Origin of the sequence: Burkholderia sp. MSMB1498 (assembly GCF_001526245.1) — a bacterium.
GTDB lineage: Bacteria > Pseudomonadota > Gammaproteobacteria > Burkholderiales > Burkholderiaceae > Burkholderia > Burkholderia savannae.
In genome coordinates, this window is record NZ_LOYJ01000033.1 from 73,623 (window position 1) to 90,499 (window position 16,877).

The 16,877-nt window shown below is 68.2% G+C and carries 15 protein-coding genes; 10 read left to right on the plus strand and 5 right to left on the minus strand.

Features of this window, described 5'->3' with window-relative positions:
• The first annotated feature begins 121 nt into the window (after positions 1-121).
• From sapR to WS91_RS06520, 8 genes are all read left to right on the plus strand, one after another.
• Complete coding sequence (gene sapR, locus WS91_RS06480; protein ID WP_059582455.1) at positions 122-1,012, plus strand: sap1 transcriptional regulator SapR; 891 nt, start codon at positions 122-124, stop codon at positions 1,010-1,012.
• A 20-nt stretch (positions 1,013-1,032) separates the two neighbouring features.
• Positions 1,033-1,602 carry a D-alanyl-D-alanine dipeptidase gene (gene ddpX / locus WS91_RS06485; RefSeq protein ID WP_059582564.1) on the plus strand — a complete coding sequence of 190 codons (570 nt, stop codon included), beginning with the start codon at positions 1,033-1,035 and terminating at the stop codon, positions 1,600-1,602.
• A 121-nt stretch (positions 1,603-1,723) separates the two neighbouring features.
• Positions 1,724-3,325: an ABC transporter substrate-binding protein gene (locus WS91_RS06490; protein WP_059669960.1), complete on the plus strand. Its 1,602-nt coding sequence runs from the start codon at positions 1,724-1,726 to the stop codon at positions 3,323-3,325.
• A 20-nt stretch (positions 3,326-3,345) separates the two neighbouring features.
• Positions 3,346-4,416 (plus strand): ABC transporter permease, encoded by a 1,071-nt coding sequence (locus WS91_RS06495; RefSeq protein ID WP_059582567.1) that lies wholly within the window; start codon positions 3,346-3,348, stop codon positions 4,414-4,416.
• Positions 4,417-4,459: 43 nt separating this feature from the next.
• Positions 4,460-5,401, plus strand: a complete 942-nt coding sequence (nikC, locus tag WS91_RS06500) for a nickel transporter permease (RefSeq protein WP_038746928.1) — start codon at positions 4,460-4,462, stop codon at positions 5,399-5,401.
• 1 nt (position 5,402) lies between these two features.
• Positions 5,403-6,284, plus strand: a complete 882-nt coding sequence (locus WS91_RS06505) for an ABC transporter ATP-binding protein (protein ID WP_059669961.1) — start codon at positions 5,403-5,405, stop codon at positions 6,282-6,284.
• Entirely contained in the window at positions 6,281-7,048 is a 768-nt protein-coding gene (locus WS91_RS06510; protein WP_197422219.1) for an ABC transporter ATP-binding protein, read from the plus strand. The genes WS91_RS06505 and WS91_RS06510 overlap by 4 nt, the downstream gene beginning before the upstream one ends.
• A 664-nt stretch (positions 7,049-7,712) precedes the next feature.
• Positions 7,713-8,048 carry a type 1 fimbrial protein gene (locus tag WS91_RS06520; protein ID WP_038746934.1) on the plus strand — a complete coding sequence of 112 codons (336 nt, stop codon included), beginning with the start codon at positions 7,713-7,715 and terminating at the stop codon, positions 8,046-8,048.
• Between the two features lie 155 nt (positions 8,049-8,203).
• Here WS91_RS06520 and WS91_RS06525 read toward each other — a convergent pair whose 3' ends face one another.
• From WS91_RS06525 to WS91_RS06545, 4 genes are all read right to left on the minus strand, one after another.
• Complete coding sequence (locus tag WS91_RS06525; protein ID WP_059582464.1) at positions 8,204-9,076, minus strand: LysR substrate-binding domain-containing protein; 873 nt, start codon at positions 9,074-9,076, stop codon at positions 8,204-8,206.
• Between the two features lie 746 nt (positions 9,077-9,822).
• The gene (blaPEN-bpc, locus tag WS91_RS06535) at positions 9,823-10,710 is read right to left on the minus strand and encodes a PEN family class A beta-lactamase, Bpc-type (RefSeq protein WP_038746943.1); all 888 of its coding nucleotides are present in this window, start codon (positions 10,708-10,710) and stop codon (positions 9,823-9,825) included.
• A 209-nt stretch (positions 10,711-10,919) separates the two neighbouring features.
• Positions 10,920-11,909: a peptidoglycan DD-metalloendopeptidase family protein gene (locus WS91_RS06540; RefSeq protein ID WP_442854968.1), complete on the minus strand. Its 990-nt coding sequence runs from the start codon at positions 11,907-11,909 to the stop codon at positions 10,920-10,922.
• A gap of 24 nt (positions 11,910-11,933) precedes the next feature.
• Positions 11,934-12,233 (minus strand): hypothetical protein, encoded by a 300-nt coding sequence (locus WS91_RS06545; protein WP_059646700.1) that lies wholly within the window; start codon positions 12,231-12,233, stop codon positions 11,934-11,936.
• 268 nt (positions 12,234-12,501) lie between these two features.
• Here WS91_RS06545 and WS91_RS06550 point away from each other — a divergent pair, with 268 nt between their 5' ends.
• Positions 12,502-13,413: a LysR family transcriptional regulator gene (locus WS91_RS06550; protein WP_059669963.1), complete on the plus strand. Its 912-nt coding sequence runs from the start codon at positions 12,502-12,504 to the stop codon at positions 13,411-13,413.
• 708 nt (positions 13,414-14,121) lie between these two features.
• Here the strand turns inward: WS91_RS06550 and WS91_RS06555 are convergent.
• Positions 14,122-15,276, minus strand: a complete 1,155-nt coding sequence (locus tag WS91_RS06555) for a porin (protein WP_059669964.1) — start codon at positions 15,274-15,276, stop codon at positions 14,122-14,124.
• Positions 15,277-15,719: 443 nt separating this feature from the next.
• Here WS91_RS06555 and WS91_RS06560 point away from each other — a divergent pair, with 443 nt between their 5' ends.
• Positions 15,720-16,868: an OpgC domain-containing protein gene (locus WS91_RS06560; RefSeq protein ID WP_038746955.1), complete on the plus strand. Its 1,149-nt coding sequence runs from the start codon at positions 15,720-15,722 to the stop codon at positions 16,866-16,868.
• The last annotated feature ends 9 nt before the right edge of the window (positions 16,869-16,877 follow it).

Genomic DNA, 16,877 nt, shown 5'->3' on the forward strand with positions numbered 1-16,877 from the left:
CGATAATAGAGCACTATGAATATACGGATTCGATAGATTTTTTGATGTGGCGCGCGTTATTTTGTTTTTGTTAGATAAATGTCATGTCTATCAATTTCGACAGCTAATTAACAGCGCATCCATGCCCCCCGCCTTCGTCCAGACCGTCGAAGCACGTTTTGCCGAGCTCACGCCCACGGCGAAACGCATCGCGAGCTACATGCTCGCGAACCTCGAGCGGCTCGGCCTCGAAACCGCGGACCAGATCGCCCGCCAGGCCGGCACGAGCGGCATCTCGGTCGGACGCTTCCTGCGCAGCGTCGGCTACCGCAACCTCGACGACCTGAAGCGCGAGCTGCGCGGCACGGCCGAGCGCTCGTGGATGATCACCGACCGCCTCGACGAATACCGCCGCGTGACGGGCGCGTTCGCGCCGGCAAGCGCGCGCGCGGCGCCGGACGGCGCGCACGCCCCGCTCGACGACGCGCTCGCGCGCGAGCTCGACGCGATCCGCCATGCGTACCGGCTCGCGCGCACGCCGGCGTTCGCGCAGGTCGCCGATCGCGTCGCGCGGGCCGACGCGGTGTTCATCCTCGGCATCCAGTCGACGCGCGGGATCAGCAACGCCTTCCACAGCTATCTCGAATACCTGCGCCCGCGCGTGTTCTATTCGGACGGCATGTCGGGCTCGTACGTCGATTCGCTGAACTCCGAATTCGCCGATCGGTACTGCATCGTCACCGACACGCGCGCGTATTCGCGGATCGCGCGGCGCTATTGCGAGGCCGCCGCCGCGCGCGGCGTGCGCTTCGCGCTCGTCACCGACGTCTACTGCCCGTGGGCGCGCGAGCTGCCGTGCGATCTGCTTCAGGTGAAAACCGACGTCGGCCAGTTCTGGGATTCGCTCGCGCCGCTCACGTGCCTGTTCAACCTGCTGATCAGCGCGGTCGTCGACCGGCTCGGCGATGCAATCGACGCGCGCGTCGCGCGCAACCGCGAACTGCAGCGCGCGCTCGATCAATTCGAATCTTGAAGCCGCCGGAGACGCCGCCCGTGAAGACCTCCGCCCATCGCCTCGTCGAGATCACGCCGGACACGCACGGCGTCGACATCGATCTCGTCTACGCGACCTGCCGCAACCTCACCGGCAAGCCGATCTACCGGCGCTCGCACTGCCTGCTGCTCGAGCCGGCCGAAGCCGCGCTGCGCCGCGCGGTCGCGGTCGCCGCGCAGATCGGCCTGCGGCTGCGAATCTTCGACGCGTACCGGCCGCCGCGCGCGCAGCAGGTGCTGTGGGACTTCCTGCCCGATCCGAACTTCGTCGCCGATCGCGGCCGCGGCTCGAACCACAGCCGCGGCGCCGCGCTCGACCTGACGCTCGTCGACGCGAACGGCGCCGCGCTCGACATGGGCACGGGCTTCGACGAGATGGTCGCCGCGTCGAACCACTTTCACGACGGCCTGCCCGAGCCCGTGCAACGCAACCGGCTGCTGCTGCTCGGCGTGATGCACGCGGCGGGCTTCACGCACATCGCGAGCGAGTGGTGGCATGACGAGCTGCCGGGCTCGCGCGCGCTGCCGCTGATCCATGACGACGCGAGCGCGCCGTGGCGGTTGATGTGACGCCCGCCCGCGATACATGCGATACATGCGATACATGCGAAGCGCATGCGGCGCGCGACGCGGCCCGCCCCCGCGCCGGAGCCGCCGCCCTCACCTCGAATCCCTGCCCCATGGAGCGCGTATGAAACTCTCGATGCCCAAGCTCGCCGTGGCGCTCGCCGCTGCCTGCGCGTTCGCCGCCGTCCCGGCGCTCGACGCGCGCGCTGCGCCCCCGAAGGACATGTTCGTGATGGCCACGCTGCTCGACGAATTCATCTCGCTCGACCCGGGCGAAATCTACGAGCTGGTGCCGCAGGAATACGTCGCGAACACATACGACCGGCTCGTGCGGGTCGATCTCGCCGATCCGTCGAAGTTCAACGGCGACGCCGCCCAGTCGTGGACCGTGAGCCCGGACGGCCTCACGTTCACGTTCAAGCTGCGCGCCGGCCTCAAGTTCCACTCGGGCAATCCGGTGACGGCCGACGACGTCGCCTGGTCGATCCGGCGCGCGGTGCTGCTCGACAAGGGGCCGGCCGCGGTGCTCGCGGGCATCGGCCTCACGAAGGCGAACGCGCTCGCGAACGTGCAGAAGCTCGACGACGTGACGGTGTCCGTGACGACCGACCGCAAGTACGCGCCGACCTTCGTGCTGAACGTGCTCGGCTCGTGGCCCGCGTCGATCGTCGACAAGAAGCTGCTGCTCGCGCACCAGCAGGGCAGCGACTTCGGCAACGGCTGGCTGAAGACCCGCGAGGCCGGCTCGGGCGCGTACCGGCTCGTCAAGTGGACGGCGGGCGACAGCATCGTGCTGCAGCGCTACGACGGCTACCGGCTGCCGCTCGCGATGAAGCGGATCGTGCTGCGGCACGTGCCGGAGGCGGCGAGCCAGCGGCTCCTGCTCGAAAGCGGCGACGTCGACGCGGCACGCGACCTGAGCCCGGACGATCTCGCGGCCGTCGCGAAGAGCGGCAAGGCGAAGGTGACGCCGTCGCCGCAAGCGACGCTGCTGTACCTCGGCCTGAACACGAAGAACCCGACGCTCGCGAAACCCGACGTGCAGGAAGCGCTGAAATGGCTCGTCGACTACAGCGCAATCCAGAGCCACGTCGTGAAGACGACGTACAAAGTCCATCAGACGTTCATGCCGGAGGGCTTTCTCGGCACGCTGAACGCGAATCCGTACCGGCTCGACGTCGCGCAGGCGAAGGCGCTGCTCGCGAAGGCAGGCGTGCCGAACGGCTTCACTGTGACGATGGACGTGCGCAACGACTATCCGTACACCGAAATCGCGCAGGCCGTTCAGGCGAACTTCGCGCAGGCGGGCGTCAAGGTGCAGTTGATTCCGGGCGACAACAAGCAGACGCTCGCGAAGTACCGCGCGCGCCAGCACGATATCTACATCGGCGATTGGTCTGCGGATTACATCGATCCGCACAGCAACGCGCAAGGCTTCGCATGGAACCCGGACGATTCCGATCAGTCCAGCTACAAGATGCTCGCGTGGCGCAACGGCTGGAACATCCCGCGGCTCACCGCGCAAACCGACGCGGCGCTCGCGGAACCGTCCGCAGCGAAGCGCGCGCAGTCGTATCAGGCGATGCAGAAGGAGGTGCTCGCGAAATCGCCGTTCGTGATCCTGTTCGAGAAAGTCGCGCAGGTCGCGACGCGGCCCGGCGTGAGCGGCCTCGAAGTCGGCCCGATCAGCGACCTCGTGTCGTATCGTAATCTGAAGAAGCAGTGACGCCGCACCGGAACCACGACATGTCGACACCCGCCTCCTCCCTCGAAGCGCTCCGCACGCTGCCCGCGCGGCGGCCCGGCGTGCGCTGGGCGCTGCGCGTCCTGCGCTGGGCGCTCACGCTCGCCGTGACGTTCGCCGGGCTCCTCGCGCTCACGTTCGTGATCGGCCGCAAGGTGCCGATCGATCCGGTGCTCGCCGTGCTCGGCGACCGCGCGTCGGCGCAAGCCTACGCGGCCGAGCGCATCGCGCTCGGGCTCGACAAGCCGCTTGCCGCGCAGTTCATGATCTACGTGCGCGAGGTGCTGCACGGCAATCTCGGCATGTCGCTGCTGACCTCGAACCCGGTGCTCGACGACATCAAGCGCGTGTTTCCCGCGACGCTCGAGCTCGCGACGCTCGCGACGCTGATCGGCGTCGCGCTCGGCGTGCCGCTCGGCGTCGCGGCGGCCGTCAGGCACAACCGGCCGATCGATCATGTCGCGCGCTTCGTCGGGCTGATCGGCAGCTCGGTGCCGGTGTTCTGGCTCGGGCTGATGGGGCTGCTGCTGTTCTACGCGCGGCTGCACTGGGTCGCGGGGCCGGGACGGCTCGATCCCGTCTACGACGGCATGGTCGACACGCGCACGGGCAGCCTGCTGATCGATTCGGCGCTCGCCGGCGAATGGGACGTGTTCGGCAACGCGCTGTCGCACATCGCGCTGCCCGCGGCGATCCTCGGCTACTACTCGGTCGCCTACCTGAGCCGGATGACGCGCTCGTTCATGCTCGATCAACTGAGCCAGGAATACATCGTCACCGCGCGCGCGAAGGGGCTCGCCGAGCGCCGCGTGATCTGGCGGCACGCGTTCGGCAACATCGCGGTGCCGCTTCTGACCGTGATCGCGCTCACGTACAGCAACCTGCTCGAAGGCTCCGTGCTCACCGAGATCGTGTTCGCGTGGCCCGGCATCGGCTCGTCTCTGACGGGCGCGCTGCTGAACGCCGACATGAACGCGGTGCTCGGCTGCACGCTCGTGATCGGGATCATGTTCATCACGATCAATCTGCTGACGGACGCGCTCTACCGCGTGTTCGACCCGCGCGCCCGCTGACCCGCCGCGCGCATCCGACCGTTTCCGCCACGAACACGCACACATGAACGCTTCACCCCACCGCTCCACGCCGAATCCCGCCGCGCCGACGCTGCGCGCGTGGCTCCTGTCCGACGCGCCGGCGTCGCGCCGGCAGGCGACGCTCGGCCTCGCCTACCGCCGTTGGCGCCGCTTTGCCGGCAATCCGCTGAACCTCTTCGGGCTCGCGATCCTCGCCGCGCTCGTCGCGATCGCGATCGTCGCGCCGCTCGTCGCGCCGCACGATCCGCTACGCCAGGTGCTCGCCGACCGGCTGCTGCCGCCCGGCTCGCCGTCGCACTGGCTCGGCACCGATCAGCTCGGCCGCGACATCCTCTCGCGCCTCGTCGCCGGCTCGCGCGTCACGCTCGGCATCGCGATCCTCGTCGTCGCGATCGTCGTGCCGATCGGGCTCGCGATCGGCACGACCGCCGGCTACTGCGGCGGCTTCGTCGACAGCGCGCTGATGCGGATCACCGACATCGCGCTCGCGTTCCCGAAGATCGTGCTCGCGCTCGCGTTCGCGGCCGCGCTCGGGCCGAGCGTCGTCAACGCGGTCGTCGCGATCTCGATCACCGCGTGGCCCGCGTACGCGCGGCTCGCGCGCGCGGAGACGCTGCGCATCGCGAACGCGGACTTCATCCACGCGGCGCGCCTGCAAGGCGCATCCGATCTGCGCATCGTGCTGCGCTACGTGGCGCCCCTTTGCCTGTCGTCGGTGATCGTGCGCGCAACGCTCGACATGGCCGGCATCATCCTGACCGTCGCGGGCTTGGGCTTTCTCGGGCTGGGCGCGCAGCCGCCGAGCCCGGAATGGGGCTTCATGGTCGCGTCGGGCCGCAACGTGCTGCTCGACGCCTGGTGGGTCGCGACACTGCCGGGTGCGGCGATCCTCATCGTCAGCATCGCGTTCAACCTGCTCGGCGACGGTCTGCGCGACGTCTTCGATCCGCGCCATGGAGCCTGACATGTCCGCTCGCCCCGGTTCTCCGAACACACCGCCGCTCTGCGAAATCGAAGGTCTGCAGATCGGCTTTCGCACGCACGACGGCACGCTCGTCGAAGCCGTGCGCGACCTGTCGCTTTCGCTCGCGCCGGGCGAGCGGCTCGGCGTCGTCGGCGAATCCGGCTCCGGCAAGTCGCTGACGGGCCGCGCGCTGCTCGGCCTGCTGCCCGCCGCCGCGCAATGGCGCGCGAAGGCGCTGCGCTTCGACGGCCGCGACCTGCTCGCGCTCAACGCCCGCGAGCGGCGCAGGCTGTGCGGCGGCGCGATGGGCATGATCCTTCAAGATCCTAAATATTCGCTGAACCCCGTGATGACGGTCGGCAAGCAAATGGCCGAGGCGTTCCGGCTGCGCGAGCCCGGCCTGCGCGGCCGCGCGCTGCGCGAGCGGATCGTCGGCGCGCTCGCGTCGGTCGAGATTCGCGATCCGGCGCGCGTCGCCGACGCGTATCCGCACGAGCTGTCGGGCGGGATGGGCCAGCGCGTGATGATCGCGATGATGGTGTCGACGGGCCCGCGCCTGCTCGTCGCCGACGAGCCGACGTCCGCGCTCGACGTCGCGGTGTCGATGCAGGTGCTCGCGGTGCTCGACGACATGATCGCGCGCCATCGCACGGGCCTCGTGTTCATCAGCCACGACCTGCAGCTCGTCACGTCGTTCTGCGATCGCGTCGCGGTGATGTACGCGGGGCGCGTCGTCGAGACGTGCGCGGCGCGCGATCTCGCCCGCGCGTCGCATCCATATACGCGCGGCCTGCTCGCCGCGACGCCGCCGCTCGCGAATCCGCCCGACGAGTTGCCGGTGCTCGAGCGCGATCCCGCGTGGCTTGCGGAGGCGGCACGATGAGCGGCGCACCGATGATCGACATCCGCGACGCGTCGATCCGCTTTCCAACCCGCACCGGCCACGTGGACGCGGTGCGCGGCGCGAATCTCGCCGTCGCCGCGGGCGAGGCGTTCGGGCTCGTCGGCGAATCCGGCTCCGGCAAATCGACGCTGCTGCGCGCGCTGACGGGCCTCGTGCCGCTCGCGGGCGGCGCGCTGTCGATCGACGCGCGCCCGATCGAGGGCAAGCTCGACCGCGCATTCCGCCGCGACGTGCAGATGGTGTTTCAGGACCCCTACGCATCGCTGCATCCGCGCTTCACCGTCGACGAAACGCTGCGCGAACCGCTCGCGATCCACCGGATGCCGGATGCGGACGAGCGGATCGCGCGCGCGCTCGCCGAGGTCGGGCTCGGCCCCGCGTTCCGCTTTCGCTATCCGCATCAATTGTCGGGCGGCCAGCGGCAGCGCGTCGCGATCGCGCGCGCGCTGATCGTCGAGCCGCGCGTGCTGCTGCTCGACGAGCCGACGTCGGCGCTCGACGTATCGGTGCAGGCGGAGATCCTGAATCTGCTGAAGCGGCTGCATCGCGAACGCGGGCTGACGATGATGCTCGTCAGCCACAATCTCGCGGTCGTCGGGTTCCTGTGCAGCCGCGTCGCGGTGATGCGCGACGGCGCGCTCGTCGAGCAACTGGAAATCGAGGACGTGCGCGCGGCGCGCGTCGGTTCCGAGTACACGCGAACGTTGCTGCGCGCGACGCAAGGCTATCGGCGAGCGGGTTGACGGGCGAGCGGGTTGCGCCGACCCTCGGCGGCGCTCGTGCGCGGGCGGCACGCCGCGCATTGCTTCGCCGATTGTCTGCTTCAGGTGATTCGCCGTCGCCCGCACTCCGCCAGGCACGAGGATCTCGCGTTGTTCGGCACGTTGACGATGCTCGCTTGATGCGTTCGTGACTCGTGCGGCGCGGCACACGACGCTCGGCGCAACGTGCCGCCGTCACGCCCGATGCGGCAGCCGTGGTCCGTGGTCCGTGGTCCGTGGTCCGTGGTCCGTGATCCGTGATCCGTGATCCGTGATCCGATCGACCGGCATCGCGCGAAACCGTCTCCGTCACGAACGCGCACCCAATACGTCGCACCGCTAACGACGCGTCCGCATGCGTCCGTTCGACGCAGCGCGCCGACGCGCCATCGCGGCCCTCGCATCACCGATGCACCGACGCCCCCCGCGCCCGCCCGCACGCCGCCTTGCATTCGCGGCGCGACGCTTCTATCTTGAAAGCGTCGGCGTCGTTCGAGCGATGCCGAGCCGTTCGTTGTCGACGCAACCTTCTAATCCGTCCGCATCAAGTTTTCGCATGCACTGCCGTTTACGCAATTAGCTTCGCAGCGTATCCGCAGCACGCCGTTCGGAACGTTGCGCAGCGCCCATTCGCGTGGAGCACTCTATGCAACGTTCATCGCTCATTGCGTCCAGCCTGTTGGCCGTGTCGATGTTTGCGCTTTCCTCCGCAGCCCACGCCCAGCAGACCGGGATCATCCGCTTCAGCGGCATGATCGTCGAGCCGCCGTGCTCGTTCTCGATCACGAGCGGCGCCGGCGCGCAAGCACAACTGCAGCCCGCCTGCCCACGTCCGGCCAAAGGCGACGTCACGTTCGTCGATCCTCAAAGCGGCGCCGCGCTGCGCACGGTGAAGTTCACCGAGCAGTCGCGCGCGATTCCGCTGCCCGCGGGGCGGCCCGGCGAAACGTCGCGCATCGTCGCCGTCGTGTCGTATCTGTAGCGGCCCGCGCGAAACGAGTGTTCGCCGTTGCACGGATTGCGGCACGCGGCAGCATGCGGTGTTCGGTGTTCGGTGTTCGGTGTTCAGCACTCGGCGCACGACGTTCTCCATCGGTCAAACGACACGACCGCCATCGAACCCGACACCCTGTCTCGTCAGTCGCGATTCGCGTCAAGCCACGCGCTGAAACGCTGGATCTTCTGCTGTTGCGCGACGCTGTCCGGATAGACGAAGTAGTAGCGCGCGCCCGTCTTCTGCACGATGTCGAGCGGCATCGCGAGCCGCCGCGCGGCGAGATCCTCTTCGCTCAGCGTGAGGTCGCCCAGCGCGACGCCGAAGCCTTGCGTCGCGGCGCTCGTCGCGAGATCGAGCGAATCGAAGCTCGGCCCGCGGTCCGGGTCCACGCCGGTCACGCCCGCATAGTCCAGCCAGCGGCGCCAGTCTCGATGATCGCGCGTCGGATGCAGCAGCGTGTGGCCCGCGAGATCGTCGACGCCCGCGAGCGGCTTGTCCTTCAGCAGCTCCGGCGAGCATACGGGCGTGAGCCGCTCGTCGAAGAGCGGCACGGCCGTCACGTCCGGGCCGGGCGACATCCCATAGACGATCGCCGCGTCGAACGGCTCGCTCTTGAAATCGACGTCGTGCCGCCATGTCGTCGTCATCTGCACGTGCAAATCCGGATGCTCGCGCTGAAAGCGCATGATGCGCGGCAGCACCCAGCGCATCACGCAAGTCGGCACCTTCAGCGCGAGATCGGTGCGCTGCCGCGTGAGCCTCAACGAAATGTCCTCGATCCGCGCGAAGCTCTCGACGACGACGGGCAGCAGTTGCTCGCCCTCCGCCGTCAACGTGAGGCCGCGCGCGTGGCGCATGAAGAGCGGGAAGCCGTAATGCGCTTCGAGCGACTGGATCTGGCGGCTGATCGCCCCTTGCGTCACGCACAGCGCTTCGGCTGTACGCGTGAAGCTGCGATGGCGCGCGACCGTCGCGAAGATCTGCAGGGCATTCAAGGGCGGGAGGCGGCGCATGGCGGTCGACGGCTGGACTGAAGTAACTCGGCGATTCGGAGACGCGCGGGCGATTCGACGAGCGATGCCTGCGGGCGAGCCGTCACGATAAGCGAAATGCGGCTGTTGCGCGAGCATGGACGCCGCATGCCGTTGCGCGACGCGTCCGGCGAAACGGCTCGGTGCGCGCCGAGCCCGCCGAGGCGGCCATTGCGGCGAGCCTCATCGGAGCGATTCGCGCGTCGCCGACTCGCATATCGTTCGCGCCGAACTCACGTCGAAATCATGCGGAAATCGCGTCGACATCGCGCCGTTATGACAGACGATTATCGGCGTCAGCGTCATGAAGCGCGAGACGGGCGACAAGCATGCCGCGCTGTCCGCCCGAAGCGGCGAACGCGCTTCGCGCTTCGTATTGTCGATTCGATGTCGACGGCGAACCGGCGGCCGGTGCGCGGCGCGCCCGCATTCGACATGCGCCGATGCCGACACGCGCCGCCCGCAGCACACGCGCAGCATCTACCACGCCTCTACCGGGCGGCCTCATGACGCGCGCAGTCCGGCGGACTGCATCGCTGCAGCGCCACGGCGCGCGGCCATCAACGCCGCGCCGATCCATGCATCGAGCGCCGAATTCGCCCGCACCCCGCACATTCGCCGGCGCATCGGCCCCGCGCCGCCCGGCGCAACCACCCAGCCGCATGCGCCGCGCAGGCCGCCGGGCGGTTCACGTCGAGCATGCCGAAACGGCTTGCTCCGCGACGCCGTCAGGCAAACGCCCGCGCGGCGATGCGCGCCGCCGAAGCGATCACGTCGCTGCGCGCCTGCGCGTTCTTCTCGCGCATCGTCGTGTAGACGACGAACACGATCGGCGCGCGGTTCGGCGGATATGCGACGCCGATGTCGTTGCCCGTTCCGTAGTCGCCCGTGCCGGTCTTGTCGGCGACGCGCCAGTCGGCCGGCACGCCCGCGCGAATCCGCGCGTCGCCCGTCTTGTTGCCGAGCATCCACGCATCGAGCTGCGCGCGCTGCGCGGCGCCGAGCGCGTCGCCGACGAGCAGCCGACGCACGCTCGCGGCCATCGCGGCGGGCGTCGTCGTGTCGCGCTCGTCGCCGGGAATCGCCGTGTTCAGCTCGGTCTCGCGGCGATCGAGGCGGAACGTCGTGTCGCCGATCGAGCGCGCGTACGCGGTGACGGCCTGCGGACCGCCGAGCAGCGCGATCAACAGGTTCGCCGCGGTGTTGTCGCTGTACTGGAGCGTCGCCGCGCACAGCTCGGCGATGGTCATGCCTTTGCCGACATGCTTCTCGGTGATCGGCGAATAGTTGACGAGGTCGCGCTTCGTATAACGGACCCGGCGCTGCAGCAACTCGGCGTCGCCCGCGCTGCGCGCGAGGATCGCGGCCGACAGCATCGTCTTGAACGTGCTGCAAAACGGGAAGCGCTCGTCGGCGCGATACGCGATGCGCGTACCCGTCGCGGTATCGAGCGCGACGAAGCCGAGGCGACCGTCGAACGTCGACTCGAGTTCGCGCAATTGCCGCTCGGCGGCGGTAACGCCGTTCGAATCGCCGCGCAGCGGCGCGCATGCGCCGACGAGCGGCACGGAGACGGCCGCGGCGAGCAGCGAACGGCGCAACGGAGAATGGTTCATAAGCGGATAGCGAGAAGATTGAACAGAAGCGGATCGGGCCGCACGGCACTCGCGCCCGCGATCTCGCGGCCCACGAGCGTATCAGTTCTCGTCGCACGAATCCGTGTGAAATTGTGGCCGTCCCGTGCTCGCCCACGCGTACGGCGACGCGCGCTCGCGGCCCGCTCGCCGCCCCACTTCCGTTCGCTTGCCCCCGGCGTGCCCGGCCGCTATCCCTGCTGCCGGCCCGGCAGATACTGCATCGGATTGACCGGCTTGCCGTCGCGCCGGACTTCAAACAGCATCCCCGCGCGCGCGCCGTCGCCCGTGCCCATTTCGGCGATCTGTTCGCCCTGCTGAACAACGTCGCCCGTCTTCACGAGCACCTTGCGGTTGTGCGCATATGCGGTCAGGAAATCCGCGTTGTGCTGGACGAGGATCAGCGTGCCGTAGCCGTTCAAGCCCGTGCCCGCGTACATCACGCGGCCGGACGCCGCCGCGCGCACGGGGTCGCCCGCATGTCCGGCAATCCGGATGCCGCGATTGCGGCCGGGCTGGAAGGTTTCGACGATCGCGCCCTTCGCCGGCCACGCGAGCGCGATCGACTTCGCGTGGCGCTTCGTTTCCTGGACCACGCGACGGTCCGCCGCGCGATCCGCGGCGCTTTCGGGCGCCGAAGCAGGCTGCGGCGCGCCGGCCGAGGTCGCGCCGCCGGCGGGCGCCGCGCCCGCGCTGCTCGCCGCATCGGCTGCGCGAGCGGCGTCGGCGGCATTGCCGGGCGCACGCGCGGCATCGGCACCGCTCGCCGCCTGCGAAGCGGCCGCGTTTTCCGCGCCGGGCGGCGCGATCCGCAGCGTTTGTCCAATGGCGATCCGGGTCCGGCGCCCCAGGCGATTCCAGGTTTGCAGATCGCGCACGGTGCACCCATTCGCTTGCGCGATCGCGGATAGCGTATCGCCGCGCTTCACGACGTAGCGTGTCACGACGGGCGCCGGCGCGGCGGCCGCGTCCTGATGCTGCGCCGCATCGCCGGGCTGCGGCGCGGACGCCGCCTGCGCGGCGCTCGCCGACGACGCGGCCGCGCCGGCGAGCGTATCGGTGGGCGCGACGGGCGACGTGGTCGCGCAGCCCGCGACCACGAGCGCTGCCGCCACGCCGGACAGCCACGCGACACTGCGGTCGATCTCGCTCTTGCTCATGCTCGAGACAACTCCGGTCATGGAATTTTTCGAGCATCTCAAAAATCACCGGAAGCGCGTGTAACCGGATGCAAGAATGATGACAAAATCGCAGCGAGCATTGCCGATGCTGGAATTGAATCGATCGAGTCTCACGGCGAACGAAATAATTCGCCGGCGCGGCGACACGAACCCTCTTTTGACGCCGAGCGAAAAATACATGTTCAGCGCGCAAAAACAGGCGATCCAAGCCCATTTCCGCCGATCGATCGCGTTTTCAGGCACGCCGCTCGACGGCTCGCACAACCGCGGCCCGGCGCGCCGCATGATGAATTCGCGCGCCGCGCCAGCCTCGGTCACGCGCATCACAGGTACTGCACGCTCAGCGTCGAAAACGCGAAAGCGATGCCGCAACAGAGAAAGAAGATGTGCAATGCGATCTTGAACGCCAACAGCCAAGACGGGTTGCTACCCATGCGCGCCTCCGGGCCGACGAACGAGTGGACATGATGCGCGGCAATTCGTCGCACGAAAATGCGGAACCGGCGAAGCGGGCCTCAGGCACCGCCTGAACGCGGCGCCCCGCAATCCTGTTACCGTATCGGCCATTACAACGACAACGCAAGCAAGCTCCATGCGATTCGACTTGACCGATCTGCGACTTTTCCTGCACGTCTGCGAGGCCGGCAGCATCACGGGCGGCGCCGAGCGCGCGCACATGACGCTGCAATCCGCGAGCGAGCGCATTCGCGGCATGGAGGAAGAGCTCGGCGTGCCGCTTTTGCAGCGCGCGAAGCGCGGTACGCGCGCGACCGAAGCCGGCCGCGCGCTCGAGCACCATGCGCGCGTCGTCCTGCAACAGATCGACCATATGCGCGGCGAACTGCAACAGTTCGGCGCCGGGCTGCGCGGCCACATCCGCCTCCTCAGCAACACCGCCGCGCTCAGCGAATATCTGCCCGACGCGCTCGCCGAATACCTGCCGCGTCACCCGAAGCTGTCGGTGAGCGTCGAGGAGCGGTCGAGCCAGGAGATCGTTCATGCGATCCGCGGCAAGACCGCGGATTTCGGGATCGTCGCCGATTCGGTCGGGCTCGACGGGCTCGAGCAGATGCCGTTTCGCGAGGACTGGCTGATCGCCGTCGCGGCGGTCGACCACCCGCTCGCCGCGCGCGAGCGGGTCGCGTTCGCCGAGCTCGTCGACGCGGACTTCATCGGCATGACGGACGGCAGCGCGCTGCAGGTCCACCTCTCCGAGCAGGCGAAGGCGCTTGGCAAACGGATCGACTACCGCGTCCAGTTGAAGAGCTTCGACGCGATCTGCCGGCTGATCGCGCGCGGCGTCGGGATCGGCATCGTGTCGCGCCACGCGGCGCTGCGCGCGCAGCAGACGATGCAGATCCGCCTGATCGAGCTCACCGATCCGTGGGCGCACCGCCGGCTGACGATCTGCGCGCGCAGCTTCGACGAATTGCCCAAGTACACGCGCGACTTCATCGCATTTCTCGCGCATGATCCGGGCAAGAACGAGTCGTGCGCGGCTTGAGCTCGGCGGCGGATAGGTGGATAGGTGGATAGGCGGATAGGCGGTTCGGCCGCGGTGCGTCGGTCGGCGGCCGCTCGTTCGAGTCGAACCAACAGATCGACCGCTGTGCGCAGCGAGTCGACGCGAGCATTTCAATTCCGATACGCACGATCCGAATTCGCAGGCGGACATGAACGGCGCATACGCGCTGCGATTGATCTGCGTCGCGCAGCAAACGCAAACCTGACGCGTCGGCCAAATCACTCGATTCTCGAATCGGCCTGCACTGGATCGGCAGTCGCTCGAGATGGACAAGGCAGGCCCCGACGGGCGGGTCGTATTACGGTCGTCGCACGCCGCTTCGAGCGTCAGCGAACAGCCGGATACACGGCGAGGCGACAGCCCGCCGACGCGCGTCCCGCATGGCGCACGCGCCTGCCGTCAATCAGGAGGAAATGGAGGAAAACGAAGTGAGGCTCGGCGGCCCCGAGCGTCGGCGATGTCGCGAAACATCGATTGAAACGCCCCCGCGACGGCACACATCGGGCCGTTTCGCGCCGGCCGCGCACGCAAAAGCAAAACCCACGCATCAGGCGATGCAGCCGTCCCCGCCTGATCGATAAAGCCGTTCAGCCGGCCCGAACGAGCCGGCTGAATGCAAAACTCCAATTTGAACCGGCCGGCGGCGGCACGTCGATCGATCGCGCGCCGCCCGCTCGGCCGGTGCGATCAGAACTTGTGGCGGATCGCCGCGCGGACCGCGAACTGGTTCGCCGACGCCGACGGGCCGTCCGTGCCGACGACATAGCCGCCGTCCGCGATGGTGCCCGTCTTGTCGCCCGCGACCTTCTGCCATGCGCCCTGCAGATAGACGTCGGTGCGCTTCGACAGGTTGTAGTCCGCCATCAGGCCGACGGTGTGGTACTTCGGCTTCGCGGTGCCCGCGGCCGCGTCGAACTTGCCGTCCGTATACACGTACTGCGCGCCGATGAAGAGCGCCGGCGTCAGCTGGTACTTGCCGTTGATTTCGAAGTTCTGGAACTTCGTCGCGGTCAGGCCGAGGCCCGTGAACGTCGACGACGGCAGATACACCGTCGAGACCGGATTCTTGATGTCCGCCTTCGTGTACACGAAGCCGACCGTCGCCGGGCCGAACGTGTAGTTGACGCCGCCGCCGAAGATACGCAGGCGATCGGCCGTGAAGTTCGCGTCGTTGTCCGCGATCGCGCCGCCCGCCGTCTTGCCCGGGTTGTTCGCCTGCAGATATGCGGCGGCGAGTTGCAGGCCGCCCAGCGTATAAGCGGCGCCGATGCTGTACTGACGGTTGTTCGAGAAGCCGGTCGCGTTGCTGAAGCTGTACGTGCCGCCGACTTGCAGGCCGTTCCAGTCCGGGCTCGCGTACTTGATCGTGTTGTTCACACGGAAGGAGTTGTCCGTGTTGTCGTTGTCGAACGGGTGCGAGAACAGCGTGCCGCCCCAGTTGCCGTTCGCGGTCAGCGGCGCGAGGTAGTCGACGACCGAATCGTACTGACGGCCGAGCGTCAGCGAGCCGAATTGCGTGTGCGACAGGCCGACGAACGCCTGGCGGCCGAACATCCGGCTGCCCTGGCCGAGCTTGCCGCTATTCAGGTCGAAGCCGTTTTCCAGCGTGAAGATCGCCTTCAGGCCGCCGCCCAGGTCTTCCGAGCCGCGCAGACCCCAGCGGCTGCCTTGCGCGAAGCCGCTCGCGAGCTGGTAGTTGCTCTTGCCGATGCCGTTGACGTTCACGTTGCTCGTGTAGTTGAAGCCCTCGTCGATCACGCCGTACAGCGTGACACTGCTTTGAGCGAAGGCCGGCGCGGCGAACGCGAGCAGTGCGGCGGCGGAAATGGCTTGCTTTTTCATTATCGATATCTCCAGACCTTGTGTTCGGCGGCCTCGCACATGCGAAGCCGCCACGACGCATGTGACGTTTCGGCGCCCCCTTTCGGGGCGTTTCATTTCGGGGGGCATCTCGGGCGCATCCCGCCTCGTACGGCCGACGCCTCGGGATTGCTGCACTGGGGGAAATACTGTCATGCAAAAAATGCAACGTCCATGTTGGTGCATCACTTTTTTACATTTCGTTGCGTATTGCCAACTGCCGTGTCGGGAATTCGTCAGACTCGTCCGTAACTTCGCGTAAACCCGTAACCCTCGCCATCGATGGCACAATGCGCGAGCATCGTTGTCTGAATCCGATCATGTAGCGTGCCGCCCCCCACCATGCGCCATTTGTCCGCCCCCGTTTTCGCCGTTCGAGCCACGCACCGCGTCCGCCGCGCGTCGCCGCGCGCCCGCGACGCCGCATGAACGCCGCGCCAGCCCAACGTTACGCCGAGCTCGACTTTTTTCGCGGTCTCGTGCTGCTCATCATCGTCGTCGACCATATCGGCGGCAGCATGCTGTCGCGCGTCACGCTGCACGCCTACGCGCTCTGCGACGCGGCCGAAGTGTTCGTGTTCCTCGGCGGCTTCGCGACCGCGATCGCGTACAACTCGCTCGCCGCGCGCCACACCGAGTCCGCCGCGCGCCAGCGTTTCATCAAGCGCGCGTTCGAAATCTATCGCGCGTTCCTGTTCACGGCCGGCCTGATGCTTTTCATCACCGCGATGCTCAACGCGTTCGCGATCGACGCGCCGAACATGCCGACCAACGATCTCGACGGGCTGATGCACGCGCCGCTCGCCGCGCTGCGCGACATCCTGCTGCTACGGCGCCAGCCGTATCTCGCGTCGGTGTTGCCGATGTACGCGTTCTTCGCGCTGCTCGTGCCGCTCGCGCTGCCCGTCGCGCGCAGCCGCTGGTGGTGGCTGCTCGTCGCCGCCAGCGCCGCGCTGTGGCTCGCGGCGCGCAAGATCGCCGGCTATCTGCCGACCGTCGACGGCGTGCCCTGGGACTTCAATCCGTTCGCATGGCAGTTCCTGTTCCTGCTCGGCATCGTCGCGCGCTGCCAGCCGATCTACCCGGTGCTCGCGCGGCGGCCCGTAGGCTGGTTCGCGACCGCAGCCGCGATCGTGGTGGTCGCGGCCGGCGCGTACTACCGGCTGCGCATCGAGCCGTTCCCGGCCGATCCGTCGATCAAGCAGAATCTCGGCGTGCTGCGGCTCGCGAATTTCATCGCGATCGCGTGGCTCGCCGCGAAGCTCGTCCACCTCGGCTGGATGCATCGGATCGCGCAGGCGATGCCGTGGATCGGCACGATCGGCCGCCAAGGCCTGCTCTGCTTCGTCGCGGGCACGGGCATCTCGCTGCTCGTCGATTCGCTGCTGTACGCGGCGACGGACGGTTATCTGAACGTGCCGCTCGGCCTCGTCGCCGACGCCGCCGCGGTCGGCCTGCTGTACGTCGTCGCGAAGCTGTACGCGCCGCTCGTCGCGCGGGCGTCCGAGTTCGTCAGGCAATGGCGGCTCCCGCAGCGGCCGCCCCGGCTGCCGCTGCGCCGCCCGCGGCGCTGAAAATCCGCA